Annotated in this window: 16 protein-coding genes; 10 read left to right on the top strand and 6 right to left on the bottom strand. The window is 71.9% G+C overall.

Translation table 11 applies throughout. The features are described 5' to 3' along the window. Positions 1-102: 102 nt before the first annotated feature. Entirely contained in the window at positions 103-789 is a 687-nt protein-coding gene (locus tag Aut01nite_RS30660) for a Major vault protein (protein WP_043525315.1), read from the top strand. Here Aut01nite_RS30660 and Aut01nite_RS30655 read toward each other — a convergent pair whose 3' ends face one another. Further along, on the bottom strand, positions 790-2418 hold the full coding sequence (locus Aut01nite_RS30655; protein ID WP_043525316.1) for an amidohydrolase: 1629 nt from the start codon (positions 2416-2418) through the stop codon (positions 790-792). A gap of 91 nt (positions 2419-2509) precedes the next feature. Here Aut01nite_RS30655 and Aut01nite_RS30650 point away from each other — a divergent pair, with 91 nt between their 5' ends. From Aut01nite_RS30650 to Aut01nite_RS30625, 6 genes are all read left to right on the top strand, one after another. Next, a complete protein-coding gene (locus Aut01nite_RS30650; protein WP_152628714.1) occupies positions 2510-4072 on the top strand; it encodes an AAA domain-containing protein in 1563 nt (520 codons plus the stop codon). After that, on the top strand, positions 4069-4839 hold the full coding sequence (locus tag Aut01nite_RS30645) for a MarR family winged helix-turn-helix transcriptional regulator (RefSeq protein ID WP_043525317.1): 771 nt from the start codon (positions 4069-4071) through the stop codon (positions 4837-4839). The genes Aut01nite_RS30650 and Aut01nite_RS30645 overlap by 4 nt, the downstream gene beginning before the upstream one ends. 38 nt (positions 4840-4877) lie before the next feature. Continuing rightward, positions 4878-5438 carry a TetR/AcrR family transcriptional regulator gene (locus Aut01nite_RS30640; protein ID WP_043525318.1) on the top strand — a complete coding sequence of 187 codons (561 nt, stop codon included), beginning with the start codon at positions 4878-4880 and terminating at the stop codon, positions 5436-5438. Positions 5439-5520: 82 nt separating this feature from the next. Next, positions 5521-7692, top strand: a complete 2172-nt coding sequence (locus tag Aut01nite_RS30635; protein WP_043525320.1) for an MMPL family transporter — start codon at positions 5521-5523, stop codon at positions 7690-7692. Between the two features lie 208 nt (positions 7693-7900). After that, positions 7901-8407, top strand: a complete 507-nt coding sequence (locus Aut01nite_RS30630) for a SigE family RNA polymerase sigma factor (RefSeq protein ID WP_043525321.1) — start codon at positions 7901-7903, stop codon at positions 8405-8407. Then, positions 8404-9540 carry a hypothetical protein gene (locus Aut01nite_RS30625; RefSeq protein ID WP_043525322.1) on the top strand — a complete coding sequence of 379 codons (1137 nt, stop codon included), beginning with the start codon at positions 8404-8406 and terminating at the stop codon, positions 9538-9540. The genes Aut01nite_RS30630 and Aut01nite_RS30625 overlap by 4 nt, the downstream gene beginning before the upstream one ends. Positions 9541-9683: 143 nt before the next feature. On the opposite strand, the gene Aut01nite_RS30620 is transcribed toward Aut01nite_RS30625, so the two are convergent. The 5 genes from Aut01nite_RS30620 to Aut01nite_RS30600 form a co-directional block, all read right to left on the bottom strand. Next, positions 9684-10784 (bottom strand): glycoside hydrolase family 53 protein, encoded by a 1101-nt coding sequence (locus Aut01nite_RS30620; RefSeq protein WP_043525323.1) that lies wholly within the window; start codon positions 10782-10784, stop codon positions 9684-9686. An 87-nt stretch (positions 10785-10871) separates the two neighbouring features. Then, positions 10872-11891, bottom strand: coding sequence for a LacI family DNA-binding transcriptional regulator (locus Aut01nite_RS30615; protein ID WP_236642708.1), 1020 nt, complete (start codon positions 11889-11891; stop codon positions 10872-10874). A gap of 14 nt (positions 11892-11905) precedes the next feature. Beyond that, the gene (locus Aut01nite_RS30610) at positions 11906-12742 is read right to left on the bottom strand and encodes a carbohydrate ABC transporter permease (RefSeq protein ID WP_043525325.1); all 837 of its coding nucleotides are present in this window, start codon (positions 12740-12742) and stop codon (positions 11906-11908) included. Continuing rightward, entirely contained in the window at positions 12742-13710 is a 969-nt protein-coding gene (locus Aut01nite_RS30605) for a carbohydrate ABC transporter permease (protein WP_043525326.1), read from the bottom strand. The genes Aut01nite_RS30610 and Aut01nite_RS30605 overlap by 1 nt, the downstream gene beginning before the upstream one ends. A 61-nt stretch (positions 13711-13771) precedes the next feature. Further along, on the bottom strand, positions 13772-15082 hold the full coding sequence (locus tag Aut01nite_RS30600; protein ID WP_043525327.1) for an ABC transporter substrate-binding protein: 1311 nt from the start codon (positions 15080-15082) through the stop codon (positions 13772-13774). A 198-nt stretch (positions 15083-15280) separates the two neighbouring features. Here Aut01nite_RS30600 and Aut01nite_RS30595 point away from each other — a divergent pair, with 198 nt between their 5' ends. The 3 genes from Aut01nite_RS30595 (at position 15281) to Aut01nite_RS30585 (ending at position 22284) form a co-directional block, all read left to right on the top strand. Beyond that, positions 15281-17533: a beta-galactosidase gene (locus Aut01nite_RS30595; RefSeq protein WP_239124620.1), complete on the top strand. Its 2253-nt coding sequence runs from the start codon at positions 15281-15283 to the stop codon at positions 17531-17533. An 84-nt stretch (positions 17534-17617) separates the two neighbouring features. Then, on the top strand, positions 17618-20611 hold the full coding sequence (locus Aut01nite_RS30590; RefSeq protein ID WP_052164374.1) for an NACHT domain-containing protein: 2994 nt from the start codon (positions 17618-17620) through the stop codon (positions 20609-20611). 77 nt (positions 20612-20688) lie between these two features. Further along, positions 20689-22284, top strand: coding sequence for a methyl-accepting chemotaxis protein (locus Aut01nite_RS30585; RefSeq protein WP_043530777.1), 1596 nt, complete (start codon positions 20689-20691; stop codon positions 22282-22284). Positions 22285-22308: the final 24 nt, after the last annotated feature.

Below are 22308 nucleotides of genomic sequence, written 5' to 3'. Positions count from 1 at the left end.
TCGCCCCCAGCCCGTTCTGCTTGGTAGCATCCGCCGATCATGGCCGGCGCCGCGGTGTGCCCGGGCCCGCCGGACCCCTCCTGACGTAAGGATCGTGTCGAAGTGCTGCTCAACGGGACGAACGGCGAGACCTCGGAGCATGCGGTGATCGCTCCCAACCCCGGCCTGCCCAACCAGGCGCTTCAGGTGCTTGCCCTGGCCCAGCGCACCGCCGAGGAGCATGTCGCGAGCGCCCAGCACCACGCGGACAAGATCCGTACGGACGCGCTGGCCGCCGCCGAGCAGATCGCCCGGGACGCCCAGGCGCACGCCGGCAACGTGCGCCGCGAGGCCGACCGGGTGCTGGCCGAGGCCCGCGCCGCCGCCGAGCAGATCGGCCGGGACGCCCAGGCCCACGGTGAGGACGCCCGCCGTACCGCCGAGAAGATCGTCGCCGACGCCCGCGCCCGTGCCGAGACGATCAACGCGGACGCGGTGGCCGGCGCCGAGCAGCTGCGGCAGCAGGCCCAGCAGCGCTACGACGACGTGGTCGGCAGCCTGGGCGCCAAGCGGGAGTCGCTGCAGCAGCAGATCGAGGCCCTCGAGCAGTTCGACCGGGAGTACCGCGGCCGGCTCACCGCGTTCATGCAGAGCCAGCTGCGTGCCCTGTGGGTGGACGCGCCGCAGATGAACGAGTACGTCGAGGAGGAGCCGGTCGCCGAGGTCCTCGAGGCCGCCCCGGCCCCGTCCGCCCGGCACGCGCAGGCCGGCGGCGAGCAGGGCGACGAGGCCGAGGACGACGACGAGTAGTCAGGCTCCGTGGACCGGGGTGCCGTCGACGAACGTCATCGCCACCCCGGTCGCGGCGATCTCGGTGACCGGCTCGAGGAACGGGTCCCGGTCCAGCACCACCAGGTCGGCCCGGTTGCCGGGACGGATCGTGCCGGTGTCGTCGAGCCGGTTCACGTACGCCGAACCGGCCGTGTAGGCGGTCAGGGCCGTCACCAGGCCGAGCCGCTGCTCCGGCAGGAACGCCGGATGATCCTCCCGGTGGTGGATCCGGTTGACCGCGACGTGGATCGCCTGCATCGGGTCCGGCGTGCTGACCGGCCAGTCGCTGCCGGCGGCCAGGTGCGCCCCGGCCCGCCACAGGTCGCCGAACGGGTACTGCCGCCGGGCCAGCGCCGGGTCCAGGAACGGGATGGTCAGATCGTCCATCTGCGGTTCGTGCGCTGCCCAGTACGCCTGGAGGTTCGCCGTCGCCCCGAGCCGCCGGAACCGGGGCACGTCGTCCGGGTGCACCACCTGGAGATGCGCCAGGTGCGGCCGGGTGTCCCGGAACCCGTTGGCCGCCCGGGCCGCCGCCACCGCGTCCAGGCCGTCGCGGACCGCCCGGTCGCCGAGCGCGTGGAAGTGCACCTGGAACCCGTGCGCGTCCAGCTCGGTGACGTAGCCGGGCAGCGCCGCCGGGTCGATGAACGACAGCCCCCGGTTGGCGGTCGCGCAGCCGCACCCGTCCCGGTACGGCTCGGTCATCGCGGCCGTGAAGTTCTCCGCCACCCCGTCCAGCATCAGCTTGACGCTGTCGCAGCGCAGCCGTCCCAGGGTGAACCGCTCCCGCTTGGCGAGCAGTTCGGGGATCTGCTCGGCGCCGCGTTCCCGGTCCCACCAGAGCGCCCCGACCACCGTCGCGGTCAGCCAGCCCTCGGACGCCGCCGCGTGGTAGGCGTCGGCCACGTCCGGGTAGCCGTTGGACGCGCAGACCATGGCGTCCTGCCAGGCGGTGATCCCGTACGAGTGCAGCAGCGCCTGCGCCCGCCGCAGCCCGGCGATCCGGTCGGCCGTGGTCACCTCCGGCACCAGCGCGGCGACCAGCTCCATCGCGCCCTCCTGGAGGCCGCCGGCGGGGGAGCCGTCGGCGGCCCGGTCGATCCGGCCGTCGGACGGGTCCGGGGTGTCCGCGGTGATCCCGGCCAGTTCGCACGCGCGGCTGTTCACCCAGGCGCCGTGGTGGTCCCGGTTGATCAGGTAGACCGGCCGGTCCGGCACGGCCCGGTCCAGCAGCTCCTTCGCCGGCACCCCGCCGGGGAAGCTCTCCATCGACCACCCGCCGCCGACGATCCACTCGTGGGACGGGTTCGCGGCGGCGTAGGCGGCGACCCGGTCCAGATACTCCTCCGGGTCGGTGGTCCCGGTCAGGTCGCACTGGTTCAGCTCGACGCCGCCCATCACGGCGTGCACGTGCGCGTCCTGGAAACCGGGCAGCAGCAACCGCCCGGCCAGGTCGATCACCTCGGTGCCCGGGCCGGTCAGCTCGCGCAGGTCGTCGCCGACCGCGAGGATCCGGCCGCCGCGCACCGCGACCGAGGTCGCCGGGCCGCCGCCGGCCGTGAACACCGGCCCCCCGGTGAAGAGCAGGTCAGCGTGCGGACTGGACATCGGCGGCTCTCTTCCGGTGCGGGTCTGGCGACGGACTCATTCAACCGTGTTCGGATTGGCCGGCCGCACGGGGCGCAACTATGGTGGTCGGATGGCGTCGACCCTTGTCGATCTAGAGGATCGGTCGTACCGGAACGAGGGGTTCTGCGCCGCTCTGGAGCTGGCCGTCGCCGCCGGGCGGGAGCTGGGGCCGATCGACGGCGCCGCGGATCCCGGTCCCGCCGACCGGAGCCGGCGGGAGGCGATCCGGCGGCTGCGCGCCGGCGCGACGGCCAATCCCGGGCTGCTCGCACTGCTGGCCGAGGGCCGCTTCGCGGATCTGCCGGCGGCGGCGACCGTGGAGGATGCCGCGGTGCGCCGCGCGCTCGCCGTACCGGATCTGTTCTGTCTCGCCGCCCCGCCCGGCGCCGCCCACACTCTCGCCCTGCTGGAGATCGTCCGTGCGGCCGCGCAGCGGGGGGAACGGGTGCTGCTCGCCGCTCCGGTGGCGCCGCCGGTGGACGCGATCGTGGCCCGGCTGCCGGAGGGCGCCGCGGTCGTCCGCGCCGGGCACGACCCCGAGGGGCCGGGCGGCATCGTCACGGTGGCGGCCGGTGTCCAGCGGCGGGTCCTGGCCCGGTCGCAGGCCGCCGCCCGGTCGCTGGAGCCGTGGCTCGGCGAGCCGTCCCCGGCGATGGGCTGGCTGCGCCGGCTGACCACCGCGCTGACCGAGGCGGCCGAGGCCCGGGAGCGCGCCGGCCGGGCCGCGGCACACCGGGAGCTGACGGTGCGCGAGGCCCGCGGGCGGCTCGGCGCGGACGTGCGCGCGCGGGCCCGGGCCCGGGACGCGGCCGAGCGGGCGGCGGCCACGGCGGAGGGCGAGGTGGAGCGGCTCACCTCCGCGCTGCGCCGGGCCGAGGGTTCCCGGCTGCGCCGGTGGCGCGCGGACCGGCTGCGGCGCGAGCTGAGCGAGGCGGTCCGGCGCGCGGGGGCTGCCCGCGCGGCGTTCCTGCAGACCCGGGCGGGGTACGAGGAGAGCGCCCGCCGCCTCGACCGGGAGGTGGAGCAGGACGGCGTCGTCCGGGCCGCCGCCGACCGGGCCGCGTTCGCCGACGTCGCCGCCCTGCGCGCGCTGGAGTCCGCGGAGCGCTCCGCCCACCACCTGACCCGCCTGCTCTCCGGGGTGAGCGAGGCCCCGCCGTGGGACGCCGATCCGGCCGGTCTGTCCGCTCTCGCCGAGCACTGTCAGGCGATGGAGCCGGTGCTGCGCGGCCGGGCCGGGCTGCTGCGCGAGTGGCGCCAGCGGGCCGCCCGGCCGACCCGTCAGCTGCACGCCGAACTGTTGCGGTACGCCGACGTGGTCTCCACCTCGTGCCTGGACGCCGGCCGCCCGGAATACGGCGACCTGGACTTCGACCTGCTGGTGCTGGCCGACGCGGCCCGGGTGCCGGTGCCGGACGCGCTGGCGGCGCTGGTCCGGGCCCGCCGGGCGGTGCTGCTCGGCGAGACCGGCCGGCCGCCGCTGCGCGACCCCGCGGTGGTGCGCGCCTGGGTGGCCACCCGCTGCCCGTCCGGCGCCGACCCGGAGGAGCTGACCGGGCTGCTCACCGCCAGTGTGTTCGAGCGGATCGCGGTCCGTGCGCCGGAGGGGAACCGGGCGGAGGCGGGCCGGTGACCGAGGCCGCGCACCTGCCGATGCGGGAGGTGATCCGGCGAGCGGGGGCGCTGTCGGACGTGCGCCCGGTGCGGTTCGTGCCGCTGCTGCTGCCGATGTGGGCGGTGGAGGTGGTGGCCACGGTCCGGGAGGCGTCCTCCTACGACGTCTTCGACCGCTATCTGACCCGGGCGCTGGCCGAGGCCGGGCTGTCCGGGATCGGCGAGTTGGCGGCGTTCTTCGGGGTGGAGCCGGCGCTGGTGGAGCGGGCGGCGCGGTTCCTGGAGACGATCGGGCACGTGCGCCGGGAGTCCGGCGCGCTGGTGCTGACCGATCTGGGGCGCCGATCGAACGCGGACGGCCGGCGCTACGTGCTGTCCCCGGGCCGGCGGCTGACCCTGCGGTTCGACGGCGGCGTGGCGCGGCCGGTGCCGTACCCGCACACCACCCACTCGGGGTGGCTGCCCGCGCCCGCGCTGACCCTGCCGGACGGGACCGTCTTCACCGCGGTCGGTGAACCGTCGCCGCTGCCCGCCGGCGCCGTGGAGCAGCTGTTGAGCAGGGCGGATGTCGAGGAGTTCACGGGGCCCGCGGTGCCGGTGGAGGTGGCCGAGCCGGCGCCGCGGCCGGTGTGGCTGCCGGTCTATCTGGTCGAGTGCGAGGGCGATCCAGTGGTCTTCGGGTGGGCCGTGGACGGGCCCGATCCGTACCTTTTGCAGGTTTATCGTGATTGCGCTGGGGAACCGGAATCTCACCTTCCGCAGTGTGGGGACCACCACGGTCCCTGACGGACCAGGATGGTCCATAACGGTCTACGGTGGTCCGCATGCCCCGTCCCACCAAACAGCAGATCGACGACGAGATCCTCGAGGCCGCGGCGCATCTGTTCGCCCGGCACGGGTTCAAGGAGACCTCGATCCAGCGGATCGCGGACACGGTCGGCTATTCCAAGACCGGCCTGCTGCACCGCTTCCCGACCAAGGAGGCGCTGCAGTCCGCGGTGATCGACAGGTGCGTGGAGCAGATCCGCGACACCGGCTCCGGCGTGTCCGGCCTCCCGGCCGGCCCGGAGCGGGACAGGGCCGTGCTCACCGGCATGGCCACCCTCGCCGCCGGCCAGCCCGGCATGGTCGCCCTGCTGCTGTCCTCGCTGCTCAGCGAACCGGACAGTGAGATCGGCCAGGCCCTCCAGGTGATCGGCCAGGCGCTCGCCGAGGCGTTCGGCGACGACCTGCACACCGACACCCCCCGGGCTCTGCGGGTCACCGGGGCCCTCGGCGCCGTCGCCGTCGCGAGCATCGCCCTCTGCGACCGGCTCACCACCGCCGACGCTCCGGCCCGGCTCGCCGAGATCGGGTACGACGCGCTCGGCCACCCCATGTCCTGACGCCGTCGGCGTACCGAGAAGTGCAGTTCCCTGTAGTCGAAATATTGATAAAAGTCAGCTTTTACCGGAAAGAGAACCCCTCATGGCAACGCTGCTGCACCGGCTCGGGCTGGCGTCAGTACGGCACCGGTTACTCGTCACCATCGCCTGGCTGGTGGCCCTGATCGCCGTCGGTGTCGGCGCCGGCACCCTCGCCGGCACCACCGCCAACACCTTCAGCATCCCCGGCCAGGAGTCCACCACCGCGCTCTCCCTGATGAAGGAGAAGTTCGGCGATGCGTCGGCCGGCGCGACCGTCCAGGTGGTCCTCGAGGCCCCGGCCGGCCAGAAGATCACCGCCCCGGCGAACGCGGCGAAGGTCGCCCAGATCGTCGCCACGCTCGGCAAGCTGCCCGGCGCGGTCAGCGCCTCCAACCCGCTCGACCCGAAGGCGCCCTCGGTGTCCCGGGACCAGGTGGCCGCGTACAGCTCGATCAAATACCCGGTGCAGCCGTCCGAGGTCACCGACGAGCAGCGGGAGGCGATCACCGCAGCCGTCGAGCGGGCCCGCGCCGCCGGACTGACCGTCGAGGCCCGCGGTGAGGCGCTGAGCAACCCGGCCGACATCGGCGGCGCCTCCGAGATCCTCGGCGTCGTGGTGGCCCTGATCGTGCTCGCCCTCACCTACGGCTCACTGGTCGCCGCCGGGATGAACCTGCTGACCGCGATCGTCGGCGTCGGCATCGGCGCGGCCGGCATCGTCACCCTCAGCGGTTTCACCGAGCTGCAGTCCACCACCCCGATCCTGGCCGTCATGCTCGGCCTCGCGGTCGGCATCGACTACGCGCTGTTCATCGTCACCCGGTTCCGGCACGAGCTGCGGCACGGCCGGTCCGTGGAGGCCGCCGCCGCGATGGCCGTCGGCACCGCCGGCTCGGCCGTCGTCACCGCCGGCCTGACCGTGGTCATCGCCCTGGCCGGCCTGTCCGTCGTCGGCATCCCGTTCCTGTCCGAGATGGGCATCGCGGCCGCCGCCACGATCGTGATCGCCGTGCTCGTCGCGATCACCCTGGTCCCGGCCATCCTCGGGTTCATCGGCCTCCGGGCGCTGCCGCGCAAGCAGCGCGACGTGCAGCTCTCGGCGGACATCCCGGACGGCCGCGGCTTCATCAAGGGCTGGGCCCGGCTCGTCACCGAGCAGCGCTGGCTGAGCCTGCTCGCCGCGGTCGCCGCCCTCGCCGTCATCGCGATCCCGTTCTTCTCGATGAAGACCACCCTGGCCCAGCGCGCCGCCGAGGGCACCACCCAGGCCCGCGCCCAGGCGATCATCGACAGCCGCTTCGGCCCCGGCGTCAGCAGCCCGCTGCTGGTCCTGGTCGACGGCCCGAACGCGGTCACCCACGCCACCGCCGTGCAGAAGCAGGTCGCGAAGCTGCCCGACGTCGCCCTCGCCCTGCCCGCCACCCCGAGTCAGGACCAGGCCGCCGCGCTGATCACGATCATCCCGGCGTCCGGGCCCGAGGACCAGAAGACCGTCGACCTGGTCCACGCCATCCGCGACCAGGTCGCCGACGCCGACGGCGCCGCGGTCTACGTCACCGGCAACACCGCGGTCAGCATCGACGTGTCGCAGAAGCTCAACGACGCCCTGCCGGTCTACCTGGCCCTGGTCGTCGGTCTGGCGTTCGTGCTGCTCGTGCTGGTCTTCCGGTCCCTGCTGGTCCCGGTCGTCGGCGTGCTCGGCTTCCTGCTGACCATCGGCGCCGCGTTCGGTGCCACCGTCGCGGTGTTCCAGTGGGGCTGGGCCGCCGACGCGGTCAACGCCGGTTCCACCGGCCCGATCCTGAGCCTCGCCCCGATCATCATCGTCGGCATCCTCTTCGGCCTGGCCATGGACTACCAGGTCTTCCTGGTGTCCCGGATGCACGAGGCGCACGCCCACGGGGCCTCCCCGAAGGACGCCGTCGTCACCGGTTTCCGCCAGGCGGCCCCGGTCGTCATCGCCGCGGCGACCATCATGTTCGCGGTGTTCGCGGCCTTCGTCCCGGAGGGCAACGACACGATCAAGCCGATCGCGTTCGCCCTGGCCGTCGGCATCGCCTTCGACGCGTTCATCGTCCGCATGATCGCCGTCCCGGCGGCCCTGGCCCTGCTCGGGCGCTCCGCCTGGTGGCTGCCGTCCTGGCTGCGCTGGCTGCCGGAGCTCGACGTCGAGGGCGCCGCCCTGGAACGCCGCCCCACCCGCCCCGACAGCGACCTCCTCCACGCCCACTGAACCGACTCCGGCGTGGCCGCGCCGCAGGTCACCACGCACGCTCGACGCTGTTCGCGTGGTGACCTGTGGCGTGCTGCGAACCGTAGGTCGGCACGTAGCTGTAGCCCCGCCCGCCCCCGCGCCCTGAACGAGGTGCGGGGGCGGTTGCTTTCGAGAAAGTTCGGGGTGGGTGTCATCAATGGGCGGGGGCGGGGGCGTTTCCGAGGGCGTGACGTTCGAAGAGTTTGTTTCCGCGCGGCTCGGGGTGCTGGTGCGCTATGCGACCGTGGTCACCTGGGATCCGCATCTGGCCGAGGACATCATCCAGAACGTGCTGGTGCGGGCACAGTCGCGCTGGCCGCGGATCAGCCGCATGGAGGCGCCGGAACTCTACGTGAAGCGGATGGTCGTCAACGAGTTCCTGTCCTGGCGGCGGCGCCGGGCGGCCCGGACGGTTCCGCTCACCGGTGAGGTGCTGGACGGGTTCCTGCCGTCGGCGCCCGACCACATCGTGCAACGCGACGATCGGGACGCGATGCTCCGGCTGATCGCGACCCTGCCGCCCCGGCAGCGGGCGGTGATCGCGTTGCGCTTCTACGAGGATCTGACGGTCGATCAGATCGCGGAGATCCTCGGCTGTCGAACGGTCACTGTCCGTACTCACCTCTCGCGTGCGCTGGCGTCTCTGCAGAACGCCCTGCCGGCCACGCTCGTGACCACCGGGGAGCCATCGTGACCAGGGAAATCGAAGATGTCATCCGGGCGGCGCAGAGCCGCCGTGCCGAGCAGGCCCCGTCGGCCGAGCGGATCCGGGCCGGTCTGCCGCGGCGGGCCGCGAAGGTGCGGAACCAGCGGCGGTACGGCCTGGCCGGCGCCGTGGTGGCCGCCGCGGCGGTGACGGCCGCGGCAGTGGTGCCGTCGCTGGCGCTGGGTGACCGCACGCCGCCGGCGGTGGTCCAGCCGGCCGGACCGGCGGGTTCCCCGAGCGGCCCGGCGAAATCCGCGGCCCCGGCCACGTCCGCGGCGCCGCAGCGCTCGCTGGAGGTCGCTCTCGGCTTCCGGCCGCACTGGGTGCCGTCCGGGTTCAGGGAGCACCTCCGGCACGTGATGCTCGGCGCGGATGACGGCGCCGACCCGACCCTGTTGCGGGTGTGGAAGACCGGTGTCCCCGATGCGGCCGACCCCACGAAGGGCGGTGGATTGAGCCTCTCGGTGAGCACCGGGGTCGAGGACCCCGCGAACATCCAGGACACGTCCGGTGAGCGGGTCGACATCAACGGGGCGCCCGGCTTCCTCTCCGGGGCGCGCGATGGCAAGTCCTCGGTGAGCTGGTCCCCGGGTGAGGGCACCGTCCTGAGCATCGATGCGAGCCGGGTGAGGATCAGCGAGAGCGACCTGCTGAAGATGGCCCGCTCGGTGCGACCGGACACCGGTGTCGCCACGAACCCGGTTCGGCTGACCTGGCTGCCGGACGGCTGGGTGAGCCAGGCGGCGCTCGTCGGCGGCCGTTCCGCGGCCGGCTGGCACAGCGAGATCCTCGCCGGCACACCGATGACCGGGGTGAGCAGCGACGTGCAGGGCAAGGAGGCGAAGGAGGGCAAGGTGTCCACCGGCGGGGACGTGAACATCACGGTGGGGACGACATCCCTCGCCCCGGCCGGCGGGACGATCCTCACCGTCAACGGCTGGCGGGCCCGGAACCCGGTGCGCACCGATCTGCCCGGCCAGAGCCTGACCTACCTGGTCGTGGAGCTCGGTGGGGGACGGTTGATGACGCTGGTCAGCCAGGGGACCACGCTGGACGGGCTGAAGCGGATCGCCGAGGGGGCCGAGATCGAGCCGTCCGGTCTGGAGTGGATCGGACGGTGACGGCGGGCTCCGGCCCGCAGGCCGCGGGTCGGCCGTGACGGACCGCCGGCCCCGCGTGGACCGACACGGGACCCTGCGTGGCCCGTACCGGAGAAGCGTGAAGCCCGGCCCGGGGAGACCCGGGCCGGGCCGCTGACCGTCTGTCACGCGGACCACTTGATGTAGGGGTTGATGCGGCCGGCGTCGTCGAAGGTCGCCATGTTCTCCCAGGCGTTGCCGGAGTTCTCGATGTCCTCGGTGTCCCAGCCGTTGCCGTCGATCGCGGTCCAGGTGGGTTCCCAGTAGAAGACACCGATGGCGCCGGCGTCGCGTGCGGTGGTCTGCACGGCGGCGAACTGCTGCGCCTGGCCCCGCTGCGTGGCGGGGATGCCGTCGCAGGGAGCCTCGGACAGGATGATGTTCTCGAGGTGGTCGAAGTTCTCGGTGGTGTACGGGTACGCCGTCTCGGCGATCACCACCGGCTTGCCGTACCGGGCCTTCACGTCGCCGATCACCGTCGCCAGGTTCGCCGGCGAGCCGTGCCACATGCAGTAGTACGACAGGGCGGTGATGTCCCACTTCGCCCCGGCCGCGGTGATCCCGTCGTAGAACCAGTGCGCCGCCCCGATGTTCTCGGCGAGCGCGGTGTGCACCAGCACCCGCGTCTTCCGGTGGCATGCCTTCGTCGCGTCGTACCCGGCGTTGAGCAGTTTCGCCAGCGGCCCGAAGTCGCTGTCGTCCACATAGCCGGTGGGCCACAGCATGCCGGTGTTGATCTCGTTGCCGATCTGCACGCTGTCGGGGGTGGTGCCCTGCCGCTTCAGGCTGGTGCAGACGTCGTACGTGTAGTCGTACACGTCCTGCCGCAGTCGTTCGAGGTCGTGTCCCTCCCAGGCCTTCGGGACGAACTGCTTGCCCGGGTCGGCCCAGGTGTCGGAGTAGTGGAAGTCGATCAGCAGCTTGTGCCCGGCCCTCTTCGCCGCGCGCGCCTGCTGGAGCACCTTCTCCTGGTTGGAGTAGCCGCTGGTGGGGTCGTTCCAGATGCGCAGCCGCACGTAGTTGACGCCGGCGTCTTCGAGGATCTCGTACGGGTCGGCCCGGCGCCCGCGGACGTCGTAGAACCGCTGTCCGAGCTCCTGCGAGCGCTGGAGGGTGGAGACGTCGGCGCCGCGCATGCTGAGACCGGTCTTCTCACCGGCCGCGGCGGGTGGGGGGAGGAGCGTCACCGCGAGGATCGCGGCGACGGCGAGGGGGATCTTCTTCACGACACTCCTTGGGTCTTCCGTGACAAAAGGGGCGTTTCAGAGAGGGGGGCCGGCCTCGATCGAGGGGGGTGTCAAGGCCGGCCGGTTCTAGAGGGCGGGCGAGGAGGCCCGGACCACCAGGCTGGTGGGCACCGTGATGGAGAGCGGGGTACGCCCGGCGATCACATCCGTGAGCAGCCGGACCATCTCTTCACTGATCCGTTCCATCGGGTTGCGAACGGTGGTGAGCGTCGGTTCGGTGGTGACCGCCAGCACCGAGTCGTCGAAGCCGACGACCCGGACACCGCCGGGCACGTCCCGGCCGGCCTCGCGCAGCACCGGCAGGGTCGCCGCGGCCATCGCGTCCGACGCCGCGAAGACCCCGTCGAGGTCGGGCACCCGGTCCAGCAGCGCACGCATCCCGGCCGTGCCGCTCTCCCGGCTCCAGTCGCCGTGCTCGATGTACGCCGGATCGACGGTGATCCCGTGCGCGGTCAGCGCGTCGGCGTAGCCCCGCAGCCGGAACACGCCGCCGAACTGGTCCTGCGGCCCGGTGATGGTGGCGATCCGCCGGCAGCCGGCGGCGATCAGGTGCTCGACGCCCGCCCGGGCGCCACCCCAGTCGTCGGCCGACACCGAGCTGATCGAGTCCTCGAAGCCGAGCACCTGCCCACAGGCGACGATCGGGATCTCCGCCTGGACCAACTGCGACAACAACGGGTCACCGGAGTGCGGTGACACCAGCAGCACCCCGTCGACGTGACCGCCGGAGAGGTACGTCAGGGTCCGCGCCCGTTCCTCCGGCGTCGACGCGATCATCAGGATCAGCGTCAGCTCCCGGTCGGAGAGCGCCTGCGCGACCCCGCGCAGCAGCACCGAGAAGTTCGGGTCCTCGAACAGCAGGTGTTGCGGCTCGGTGAGCAGGAACGCGATCGAACCGGACTTGCCGGTGGCCAGCGACCGGGCGTGCGGGTTCGCGGTGTACCCGGTCCGGGCGATGGCGTCGCGGACCGCCCGGACCGCCTCCGGGCTGACCCAGTCGCGGCCGTTGAGCACGCGGGAGACGGTCGCGTAGGAAACCCCGGCCTCGGCCGCGACATCGCGGATGGTGGGGCGTTTACGCGACACCTTCGGGATCATAGTCACGCCTTGACGCCGCCGGCGGCCAGGTCGACCTGCCAGTAGCGCTGCAACGTGAGGAACAGGGCGATCAGCGGGACGATCGAGATCAGCGCGCCGGTCACCACCGAGGTGTACATGGACGGCTGGTTCGCGCCCTGGTTCAGCAGGCCGTTCAGCCCGACGGTGATCGGGTAGAGCCGGTCGTCGCCGAGCATGATGTACGGCAGCATGAAGTTGTTCCACACCGCGACGAACTGGAACAGGAACACCGTCACCAGGCCGGTCCGCATCATCGGCAGCACCACCGCGGCGAAGGTCCGCCATTCGCTGGACCCGTCGATCCGGGACGCCTCCAGGATCTCGGTGGGGATCGAGGCGGCCGCGAAGATCCGGGCGAGATAGATGCCGTACGGGCTGATGAAGCTGGGCAGCAGCACCGCCCAGTACGTGTTGGTCATGCCGGCCTCGGCCAGCAGCAGGTACTGCGGGATGGCCAGCAGCACACCGGGCACCAGGACACCGGCCAGGATCAGGTTGAAGACGAACGACTTGCCCCGGAAGTCGAACTTCGCCAGGGCGTAGCCGGCCATCGCCGAGACCAGCGTCGACGCGGCCGCGCCGACCCCGGCGTACAGGGCGGTGTTGGCCATCCAGCGCCAGTACAGGCCGTCCCGGTAGTCGTTCAGGTCGACGATGTTGTCCCAGAGATGGGTGCTCGGGGCCAGCGTGAACGTGGAGAACAGCTCGCTCGAGCTCTTGCTGGAGGCGATCAGCACCCAGAGCACCGGGATCAGGCAGTACACGGCCCCGAGGACGAGCAGGATCGTCGCCGACACACTGCGCTTGGACTTCTGCATCAGTCCTCCTGGTCGAAGGCGCGGCGCCCGACGAGCTTCAGGAAGCCGAAGGACAGGATGAACGTGGCGAGGGCGATGACCACCGAGGTGGCGGCGGCCGCGTACAGGTCGTTGCGGGCGAACGCGTCCCGGTAGACCTTCATCAGCGGCGTCCACGTCGTCGAGATCGTGTTGGCGAGCGGGCGCAGCGTCATCGGCTCGGCGAACACCTGCAGCGTCGCGATCAGCGAGAAGACGAACGTCATCACCAGCGACGGCATCACGATCGGGATCTTGATGCGCCAGGCGATCGACAGCTCCGACGCGCCGTCGATCCGCGCCGACTCGTACAGGCTGCTCGGGACGGCCTTCAGCGCGGTGTAGATGACGATCATGTTGAAGCCGGTGCCGCCCCAGATCGCGATGTTCGCGACCGCCCACAGCGTCAGGTCGCTGGAGAGCAGGTTCGGCGCGGTGAGGCCGACGGCCTCGAAGGCGTCGGTGATCGGGCTGACCCGGGGCAGGTAGAGGAAGCCCCAGAGCAGTGAGGCGACCACGGCCGGCACCGCGTACGGCAGGAAGATCGAGACGCGGGCGACCCGGCTGATGCCCGCCCGGGTCCGGTTCGCGTCCAGCAGCAGCGCGAACAGCAGCGCCAGGCCGAGCATGGTGGGGACCACGATCAGGCCGTACGCGCCGATCCGCCCGACGCTCGGCAGGAAGTCCGGGTCGGACAGCGACCGGGCGTAGTTGTCGAACCCGGCCCAGACCTCGGTCCGCGCCTTCGAGCCCAGGCCCAGCCCGCTCACCTTGACCTTGCGCAGGCTCAGGTAGCCGGCGTAGACGATCGGCGCGGCCAGGAACGCCGCGAACAGGATCAGGGCGGGGGCCAGGAAGGCGTACGGGGTCCCGCCGGCCTTCCGGCGGCGTGGTGCGGGGGGTTTCGGGGTGGCGACCTCGACCGGGGCCGCCTCGGTGATCAGCGACATTTCGCCGACTCTCCATTCCAAGGAGCGCTCCGGGCGGGCCGTGCCCGCCCGGAGCTCGTACTCATCCGGCGACGGTGAACCCGGTGTTCTTCAGGTCGTCCACGGTCGTCTTCTGCATGGTGGTCAGCGACTCGGTGAAGGCGGCGGCCTTCTTCGACTCGGCGGCCTTGCCGAAGGCGTCGTTGAACGCGCTGTACGCGACGTTGACGTTCGGGCCGTAGGTGAACGGCGCGAGCTGCTTCGACGCCTCACCGGCGATGGCGTAGAAGTCCGGCTGGTCCGAGAAGAACGCCGGCGGGCTGGTCAGGACGCCGGCGGCGTCGTTCGCGGCCGGGTAGACGTTGGCCTCGGTGGCGAGCAGCTTCAGCGCGTCCGGGTCGCTGTTGAGCCACGCGATGAACTGGGCGGCCTGCTTCTTGTGCTTCGACTGGGTCGTCACGCCGACCGCCGAGCCGCCCCACGCCCCGGTCTTCGGGGCGGCGGCGTCCCACTGCGGCATGGCAGCGGCCTTCCACTTGCCCTTGGTGTCCTTCGCGGAGCCCTCCAGGACGCCCGGCGCCCACACCGCGCTGACCCAGCCGACCTGCGTGCCGTCGTTGAGGGCGGCGTTCCACTCCGGGGTGTACATCGGCTTGTTGTCGATGACGCCCTTCTCCACCAGGCCACCCCAGTAGGAGGCGACCTTCCGGGTGGCCGGCTCGTCGATCTTGACGCTCCAGGCGTCGCCGTTCACACCCCACCAGGACGCGCCGGCCTGCTGCGCGAGACCGGTGAACAGGCCCGCGTCGGTCGCCGAGAAGGTGCCGAGGTACTGCTTCGGATTCGCCTTGTGGATCTTCTCGGCGGCGGCCGCGTAGTCGTCCCACGTCTTCGGGGCCTGCAGGCCGTTCTTCTCGAACACGTCCGAGCGGTAGAAGAACATCAGCGGGCCGGAGTCCTGCGGGACGGCGTAGACGGCCTCCGAGCCCAGGGTGACGCCGTTCCACGTACCCGCCGGGAATCTGTCCTTGACCGAGCCCACCTCGCCGGCGATGTCGGCGAGCGCGTCCGAGGAGACCAGGGTGGGGATCTTCTGGTACTCGGCCTGCATGATGTCCGGCGCGCCGGAGCCCGCCTTGATCGCGGTGAGCAGCTTGGTGACGGCCGGGTCGCCGCCGTCCTGCTTGTTGACCGTGACCTGGATGTTCGGGTTCTTCGCGTTCCAGGCGGCGGTGACCTCGTCCATGTTCGGCGCCCAGGTCCAGTAGGTCAGCGAGACCTTCTCGTCGGGGTCGGTGGCCTGCTCCGGCGAGTCGGAGCTGCTGCACGCGGCGCCGGTGAAGAGGACTGCCGCGGTCAGAACCGCCATGAGCGGGGTGTATGTGGTCTTCATCGATCCTCCTTGATCGGCTTCGCCGGTGGCGGGGGAGCCGGGGAAGGGAGCGCTTCATCTGGGTCGATCCCTGTGACCGGTTACAGTGCTGGTGTTACGGCCGTGTGTCAAGCCCTTGCTTCCGACCCGTTATTCCGGTGTATCGTTCGGGCTTGCCGGGCTGTGACCGGTTACAGTCAAGTCGCAAGGAGCTGATCCATGTCGGGGCACGAGCCGCTCTCCGTTCGCCATCAAGCCTGGGCGATCCCGCTTCGCCGGCCGCGGATGAGCAACGTCGAGGACGCGCGTCCCGGGCTGTCGCTGACCAACCGCTACCTCAGCCGTGACGGGGTCCCGGTCATCCCGGTCTCCGGCGAGCTGCACTACAGCCGGGTGCCGCGGGATCGGTGGGCGGAGCGCCTGCGCCAGATGAAGGCCGGCGGCGTCACCGTCGTCGCCAGCTACGTCTTCTGGCTGCACCACAGCCCGGCGCGCGGCGAGGCCCGCTTCGACGGCGGCCTCGACGTCGCCGCCTTCGTCGACCTGGTCGGCGAGACCGGCCTCGACATGGTGCTCAGGATCGGTCCGTGGTGCCACGGCGAGGCCCGCAACGGCGGCTTCCCCGACTGGGTGCAGCAGGCGCCGGTCCGGCACCGCACCGACGACCCGACGTATCTGGAGATGGTCACCGAGTGGTTCGGGCAGATCAGCGCCGCCCTCGGCCGGTCGGGGGAGAAGCTGCTCGGCATCCAGCTGGAGAACGAGCTGTACGACCAGCCGCAGCACCTGGTCACCCTGAAGCGACTGGCCCGGGAAGCCGGCCTGTCCGCGCCACTGTGGACCGCCACCGCGTGGGGCGGCGCCGACCTACCGGCCGAGGAGGTCCTGCCGCTGTACGGCGGGTACGGCGACGGCTTCTGGGTCGACGCCGACGCGCCCTGGGACCCCACCTTCCGCGACCACTACTTCTTCTCCCACGTCTGGGACGACGCGGGCATCGGCGCCGACGTCCGGCGCGCCCAGGCGATCGAGGCCGCGTCCGGCGGGCCGCGCACCCCGTCCGAGGAATTCCCGGCGGCCACCTGCGAACTCGGCGGCGGGATGGCGACGGCATATCACCGGCGCCCACGGCCGGCGGCGCTCGACGTCGCGGCCATCGCCCACTGCAAGATCGGCAACGGTTCGGCCTGGCAGGGCTACTACATGTACGCCGGCGGCACCAACCCCGGCCCGGACCTGCAGGAGTCACACGCCACCGGCTACCCCAACGACATCGCCCCCCTCGGCTACGACTTCCACGCCCCCGTCGGCGAGGCCGGGACGCTGGCGCCCAGCCACGCCGAACTGCGCCGGCAGCACGCCTTCCTGTCCGCTTTCGGCGGGTCGCTGGCCGAGATGCCGTCCAGCCTGCCGGACGTACGCCCCACCGGCGTCGAGGACTCGTCCACCCTGCGATGGGCGTTGCGCAGCGACGGCTCCAGCGGATTCGTGTTCGTCTCCTGGCACCAGCCGCACGTCCCGCTGCCGTCCTGTCGAGGCGCCCGTTTCACCACCGTCCTCGGCGACCGCGAGATCACCTTCCCGTCCGCGCCGATCGACATCCCGGCCGGCACCCTGGCCCGCTGGCCGGTCCACCTCACCGCCGGCGGCACCACCGTCACGTACGCCACCGCCTCCGCCCTGACCCTGCTCCCCGGCGACGTCCCCACCCTCGTCCTGGTGGCCGACCCCGGCATCGACCCGGAGATCGCCGTGTCCGGTTCCGTTCAGGCGGTCACGCCCGGGCTGGAGCCGCTCCGGTTCGGCGACCTCGACGTGCTCGTCCTCCCCGCCGCCCTGGCCGCCTCGGTGTGGGTCGTCGAGGACGGCGGCCGCCGTCTGCTCCTCAGCGACGACGAGCTGCAGTGGGACGCGTCCGGCCGGATCACGGTCAAAGCCGTGAGACCCGCTTCGGTACGGGTTTACGACCCGGCCACCCGCGCCTTCACCGACCTGACCGTCCCCCATCCGGTCCCGCCCGTCACCGAGCCGGTGATCGTCGAGCAGCTGCGCCCCGCCGCCCCCACCGTCCCGGTCGCCTACGGCAAACACGAGGGCCGCCCGTCCGCCCCCGCCGCCGACGTGTTCGACGAGCTGGCCGCCGTCTACCGCCTGCGCCTGCCCGGCATCGCCGCCGACCCGTCCCGCGACCCGCTGCTGCGCATCACCTGGGCCGGCGACATCGGCGAACTGCGCGTCGACGGCCGTGCCGTCACCGACCGCTACTGGGACGGCTCCGCCTGGCTGGTCAACCTGACCGACGCCGGTTACCGGCCCGGCGCCCAGGTCACCCTGCACCTGCTGCCTCTGGCCGCCGGCTCCCCGGTCTCCGTCCCGGACGAGGCCCGCACCCGCCTCCGCTCCACCGACACCCAGCTCCTCGCCCTGGACACCGTCGAGGTGATCGCCCGCTCCGTCGCCACCATTCCCTGACCCCGACGATGTGGAGTGCGGCCGCGTTCGGGCCGCACTCCCCACATCACTTGTGCGATTGACCGCCGGCGGGACGATGGGTGGGTGCCGAAAGCTCTCAGCTATGCCGAGGCGTTGCGCATTCTCGGCAAAGGGCCGGGTTCCGAGTGGACGCGGCGGCTCAACGATCTGACCGGCGGCCTGCTGCTCGGCGCGACGGTCACCACTCCCGCCGTGCTGGGCTGGTTCGATGCGCACGCGGTGTTCGCCCGGCTGTCGCAGCAACTGGCCGGGACCGTGGGGCAGCGGCTCACCGGCGCGCACCGCCTCGACCGGACCGATCGGGTCGCCGCCGCGCACACGGTCATCGTGATCGCGGCCTGGTTCGGGGCCTTCGACGGCGCTGATCTCCCCTTCGATCCCGCCGGGGCCGAACTCACCACCGCCGACCAGATCCGGCTGGCCGGGGCGGCCGGGACCGAGGCCGCGACCGTGCGGGCCGGCGAGCTGGCCGGCACGCTGTTGCAGGCCGGTGTCCACCTGCCCGAGCCGCACGGATCACGGGAGGATCACCGCGCCCGGCTCCGTGGCACCTACCAGCGGCTGTCCACCACGGCAGGCGCCTTCCTGCGGGGCCTGGCCCTGTGGGACGGGCTGAGTCCCGGCGAGGAGAGCCGCGCCGATCATCAGCTGGCGGCCCTGCCGGACCGGGCGCTCGACCGCTACGACCGTATGCTCCTCGATCTGCGGGCCGACTGCCCGGAGGCCGACCTGTGGGTCCGCGAGTGGGACACCACGGCCATGCTGGAATCGCTGCGGGACATGCACGGCCTGATGCGGAGGCTCGCCGGGCCCCTCGTCCCGGACGGGATCCCGTCCTTGCTGGCCCGTGCCTATGCCGGACTCCTGGACCGGCCGGTCGCCGGAACGGCGGAACGGCCCGCCGACCTGGACATGCCGTCCTTGCGGGAGGCCTATCTGCCGTCGCTGTTCCGGGTGACGGAGGCGGAACCCGACCGGCCGCCCGACGAGGAGGGCTTCTGGGCCGGCGAACCGGTTCGTGGCGACCTGCACGACTATCTGGCCGGTTACCTCACCTCGCCTCGTGCGCAGCACGCCCCGCTCGTGGTGCTCGGCCAGCCGGGCGCCGGGAAGTCGGTGCTCACCAAGGTCCTCGCCGCGGAGCTCGCCGAGGGCGGGTTCGTCCCGGTCCGGGTTCCGCTGCGCGATGTGGACACCTCGACGGGTCTGCAACGCCAGATCGAGCTGGCGGTGCGGGACGCCACCGGCGAGGAGGTGCCGTGGCCCCGCCTGGCGGAGGCGGCCGCCGGCCGGCTCCCGGTCGTGCTCCTGGACGGCTTCGACGAGCTGTTGCAGGCCACGGCCATCAACCAGAGCGACTATCTGCATCGGCTCGCCGAGTTCCAGCAACGGGAACGGGACCTCGGCCGGGCGGTGGCGGTGGTGGTCACCACCCGTAGCAGCGTCGCCGACCGGGCGTCCCCGCCGCCCGGCACCCTGCTGTTGCGGCTGGAGCCGTTCGACGCCCGGCGGGTGAGGGCCTGGCTGGCGACGTGGCACGCGACGAACGAGGCCCTTCTCGCGGAACGCGGCCTCCGTACGCTGCCCGCTGAGGTCGCCTTGCGCTTCCCGGACCTGGCCGGGCAGCCGCTGCTGTTGCTGCTCCTGGCCCTCTATGATGCCGACGCCAACGCGTTGCAGGACACCGCCGAGCTGTCCTCCAGCGATCTCTACGAGCGTCTGCTCACCAGCTTCGCCCGTCGCGAGGTCCGCAAGTCCGGGGCGCATCTGTCGGCCGGGCAGTGTGAGGCCGCGGTCGAACTCGAATTGCGCCGTCTCTCCATCGTCGCCTTCGCCATGCTCAACCGCTCCGCTCAATGGGTCACCGAGCGAGAGCTGGAGCGTGATCTGGTGGCCGTCTTCGGCGAGCCGCCGGGCGGCGTCTCCGCCGGCGGCATCGACACCGCCGGACTGCTGCTGGGGCGGTTCTTCTTCGTGCACCGGACGCAGGCCATCGCAGGGGCCACCACCTTCGCGACGTACGAGTTCCTGCACGCGACCTTCGGCGAATACCTCATCGCACGTCTCACGTGGCAATTGTTCGAGGAGGCGGTGTCCCGGCGGTCCGTCTCGGTCCTCCCCGCCTGGGCCGGCGACGACGGCCTGCCGGCCCGGCTGCTGTCGTTCGTGCCGCTGGCGGTCCGGTCACCGATCCTTCGCTTCCTCGCCGAGTCGGCGTCGGCGCTGTCCGAGACGCAGCGGGCGGAGTGGACCGCCGTGATCGCCGAAATGTACCGGCGCAGCCAATATCTGAGCTGGGGGCTGCAGTCCGGCGACTATCGCCCGGCGACGGTGCGGATGCCGGTTCGCTACGCGGCGTACAGCGCCAACCTGGTTCTGCTGGCCGTCCTCGTCGCGGGCGGAACTCTGCGGTACAGCGTGCTGGCGGAGCCGGACGGGCTCCTCAGCCACCACTGGCATGATCAGAGCCTGCTCTGGCATGCACAGCTGGGACGCGGGGACGGTGCGAACGCCCTCACGCTGGTACTCGCCGCGGACCAGGTGTTCGGACCGGACGGTGAGCGCGACGTCGACCTCAGATTCGTCGCGGATGGTACGGCGATGTCGCGTAGCGATGTGCTCTGGTTGTTCAGCAACGACTCCGTTCCGCTGAACGAGCAGTACCTCACGGCGAGTTCGAGTCCGGAGAAACTCGAGCGGTATGCGCGGTTCCACGGGTGTGCACGGGCCGAGTTCCTCTGGCGGATGGCTCAGCCGATCCTGGAGTCGCCGCTCGCCCCGGCGGCCCACATGTTCGCCGTCCAGTCGGCGGGGGTGAGCGCATCGGCGTTGCAACTGTTGCTCCGGGTGTGGTTGCTGCCGGTCTCCGAGATCGATCCGGCCGGCAGGACGGCGGCCTACACGGCCTGTGCCTCGGTGACCCACGAGGACTTCCCCTCCTGGGACACCAAGGCCCGTACCGCGTACGTCACGCTCCTGCTGAACGCCGCCTGGGCCGATCCGGACCTTCCCGAGGGTTTCGCGGAGGAGTTGGAGCGGCGGCTCAGCGGAGACTGACCCGGGTCGCCTCAGGCCGACGGCGGATCTGCCGAACAGGGAGTGGGGAGGGGCGGCCGGGCCCGGAGGGTGCGCGCATGTCTCGATCGCCTTGGCAGCGGCTTGCCGATCTGCCGCTGGGCGTGAAGATGTTCTGTTCGGTGGCGGTGTTCGCGGTCGCGTGCGCGGCTGTCATCGGCATCGCCGTGGGTGGGCTCAGGCTGGTGGAGACCCGGTCGAACGCTGTCTACCAGCACGGCGTGACACCGATCCAGCATCTCGCCAGCCTGCATCAGGACGTGTTGCGGACACGGATGCTGACGCTGAACTTCTACATGTCGAACGCCACCTTCCGGGCCAAGATCACCACTCAGCTGGGTGACCTGGACGCGAACGTCGCCGAGGTCTGGGAGGAGTACCTGCCGCTGACCGCGGACCAGAAGACCGCCGGCGCGCTGTGGACCGACTACCGGGAGTTCGTGCGGCTGCGGGACGAGGAGATGCTGCCGGCGGCGTCCAAGGGCGCGCTGCAGGACTTCTGGAACGGCTGGAACGAGGCGACGACCGTGTTCCAGCGGCTGGACGAGGCGTTCGTGACGCTGGAGGACCGGCACGCCGAGACGGCGGTCGCGGCCAACCAGGAGGTGTCCGACGCCAAGGGCACGGTGACCACGCAGGTGCTGGTGATCGGCCTGCTCGGGTTCGTGATCGGGATGGCGGTCGCGCTGCTCACGGTACGGGCGGTGGTGCGGCCGGTCCGGCGGGTCACCGCGGTGCTGCAGGCGGTGGCGGGCGGTGACCTGACCCGGCGGCCGGACGTCGCCAGCCGTGACGAGGTCGGCCAGATGGCGGAGGCCCTGGATCGGGCGACGGCGAGCATGCGGGACGCCGTCGCCGTGATCAACAACAGTGCGGCGACGGTGCTGGACTCGTCGCGGAACCTGAACACGGTCAACGACCACCTGGCCACCGGCGCGGACACCGCGGCGGGCCGGGCCGCGGCGGCGCAGCAGGCGGCGGCCGAGGTGGCCCGGCACGTGGGCACGCTGAGCGCCGCGGCCGAGGAGATGGGCGTGTCGATCCGGGAGATCTCGCAGAACGCCTCGCAGGCGGCCGGGGTGGCGGCCGAGGCGGTCATGGTCGCGCAGGAGACCAGCGGGATCGTCGGCAAGCTGGGCGAGTCCAGCGACGAGATCGGCAACATCATCAAGGTGATCAATGCGATCGCCGAGCAGACCAACCTGCTGGCTCTGAACGCGACGATCGAGGCGGCCCGGGCCGGCGCCGCGGGCAAGGGCTTCGCCGTGGTGGCGGGCGAGGTGAAGGAGCTGGCGCAGGAGACCGCGAAGGCCACCGAGACGATCAGCCAGCGGGTCGAGATGATCCAGGCGGACACCGCGAGCGCGGTCACCGCGATCGAACGGATCTCCGAGGTGATCATGCGGATCAGCGACTACCAGACCACCATCGCCTCCGCCGTCGAGGAGCAGACCGCGACCACCGCCGAGATCAGCCGCAGCGTCACCGAGGCCGCCACCGGCGCCGAGGAGATCGCCCGCAACATCAGCGAGGTCGCCGACGCCGCCCGGGCCACCACCTCCGGACTGAACAGTTCCCGCACCGCCGCCCACGAGCTGGCCGGCATGGCCGGCGATCTGACCGGCGCGGTCCGCCGCTTCGAGATCACCCGCTGAGAGGTCACCCCGGCTGGTTCTCAC

This window comes from Actinoplanes utahensis (assembly GCF_016862455.1).
Classification (GTDB): domain Bacteria; phylum Actinomycetota; class Actinomycetes; order Mycobacteriales; family Micromonosporaceae; genus Actinoplanes; species Actinoplanes utahensis.
The sequence above is the reverse complement of the archived record's forward strand: the minus strand, read 5'-3'. Positions and strand labels throughout refer to the sequence as shown.

Coding starts and splice junctions, on each gene's coding strand:
- Aut01nite_RS30655 (WP_043525316.1), bottom strand. CDS start 2,418: ATGTCCAGTCCGCACGCTGACCTGCTCTTCACCGGGGGGCCGGTGTTC.
- Aut01nite_RS30650 (WP_152628714.1), top strand. CDS start 2,510: ATGGCGTCGACCCTTGTCGATCTAGAGGATCGGTCGTACCGGAACGAG.
- Aut01nite_RS30640 (WP_043525318.1), top strand. CDS start 4,878: ATGCCCCGTCCCACCAAACAGCAGATCGACGACGAGATCCTCGAGGCC.
- Aut01nite_RS30635 (WP_043525320.1), top strand. CDS start 5,521: ATGGCAACGCTGCTGCACCGGCTCGGGCTGGCGTCAGTACGGCACCGG.
- Aut01nite_RS30610 (WP_043525325.1), bottom strand. CDS start 12,742: ATGCAGAAGTCCAAGCGCAGTGTGTCGGCGACGATCCTGCTCGTCCTC.
- Aut01nite_RS30605 (WP_043525326.1), bottom strand. CDS start 13,710: ATGTCGCTGATCACCGAGGCGGCCCCGGTCGAGGTCGCCACCCCGAAA.
- Aut01nite_RS30600 (WP_043525327.1), bottom strand. CDS start 15,082: ATGAAGACCACATACACCCCGCTCATGGCGGTTCTGACCGCGGCAGTC.
- Aut01nite_RS30595 (WP_239124620.1), top strand. CDS start 15,281: ATGTCGGGGCACGAGCCGCTCTCCGTTCGCCATCAAGCCTGGGCGATC.
- Aut01nite_RS30585 (WP_043530777.1), top strand. CDS start 20,689: ATGTCTCGATCGCCTTGGCAGCGGCTTGCCGATCTGCCGCTGGGCGTG.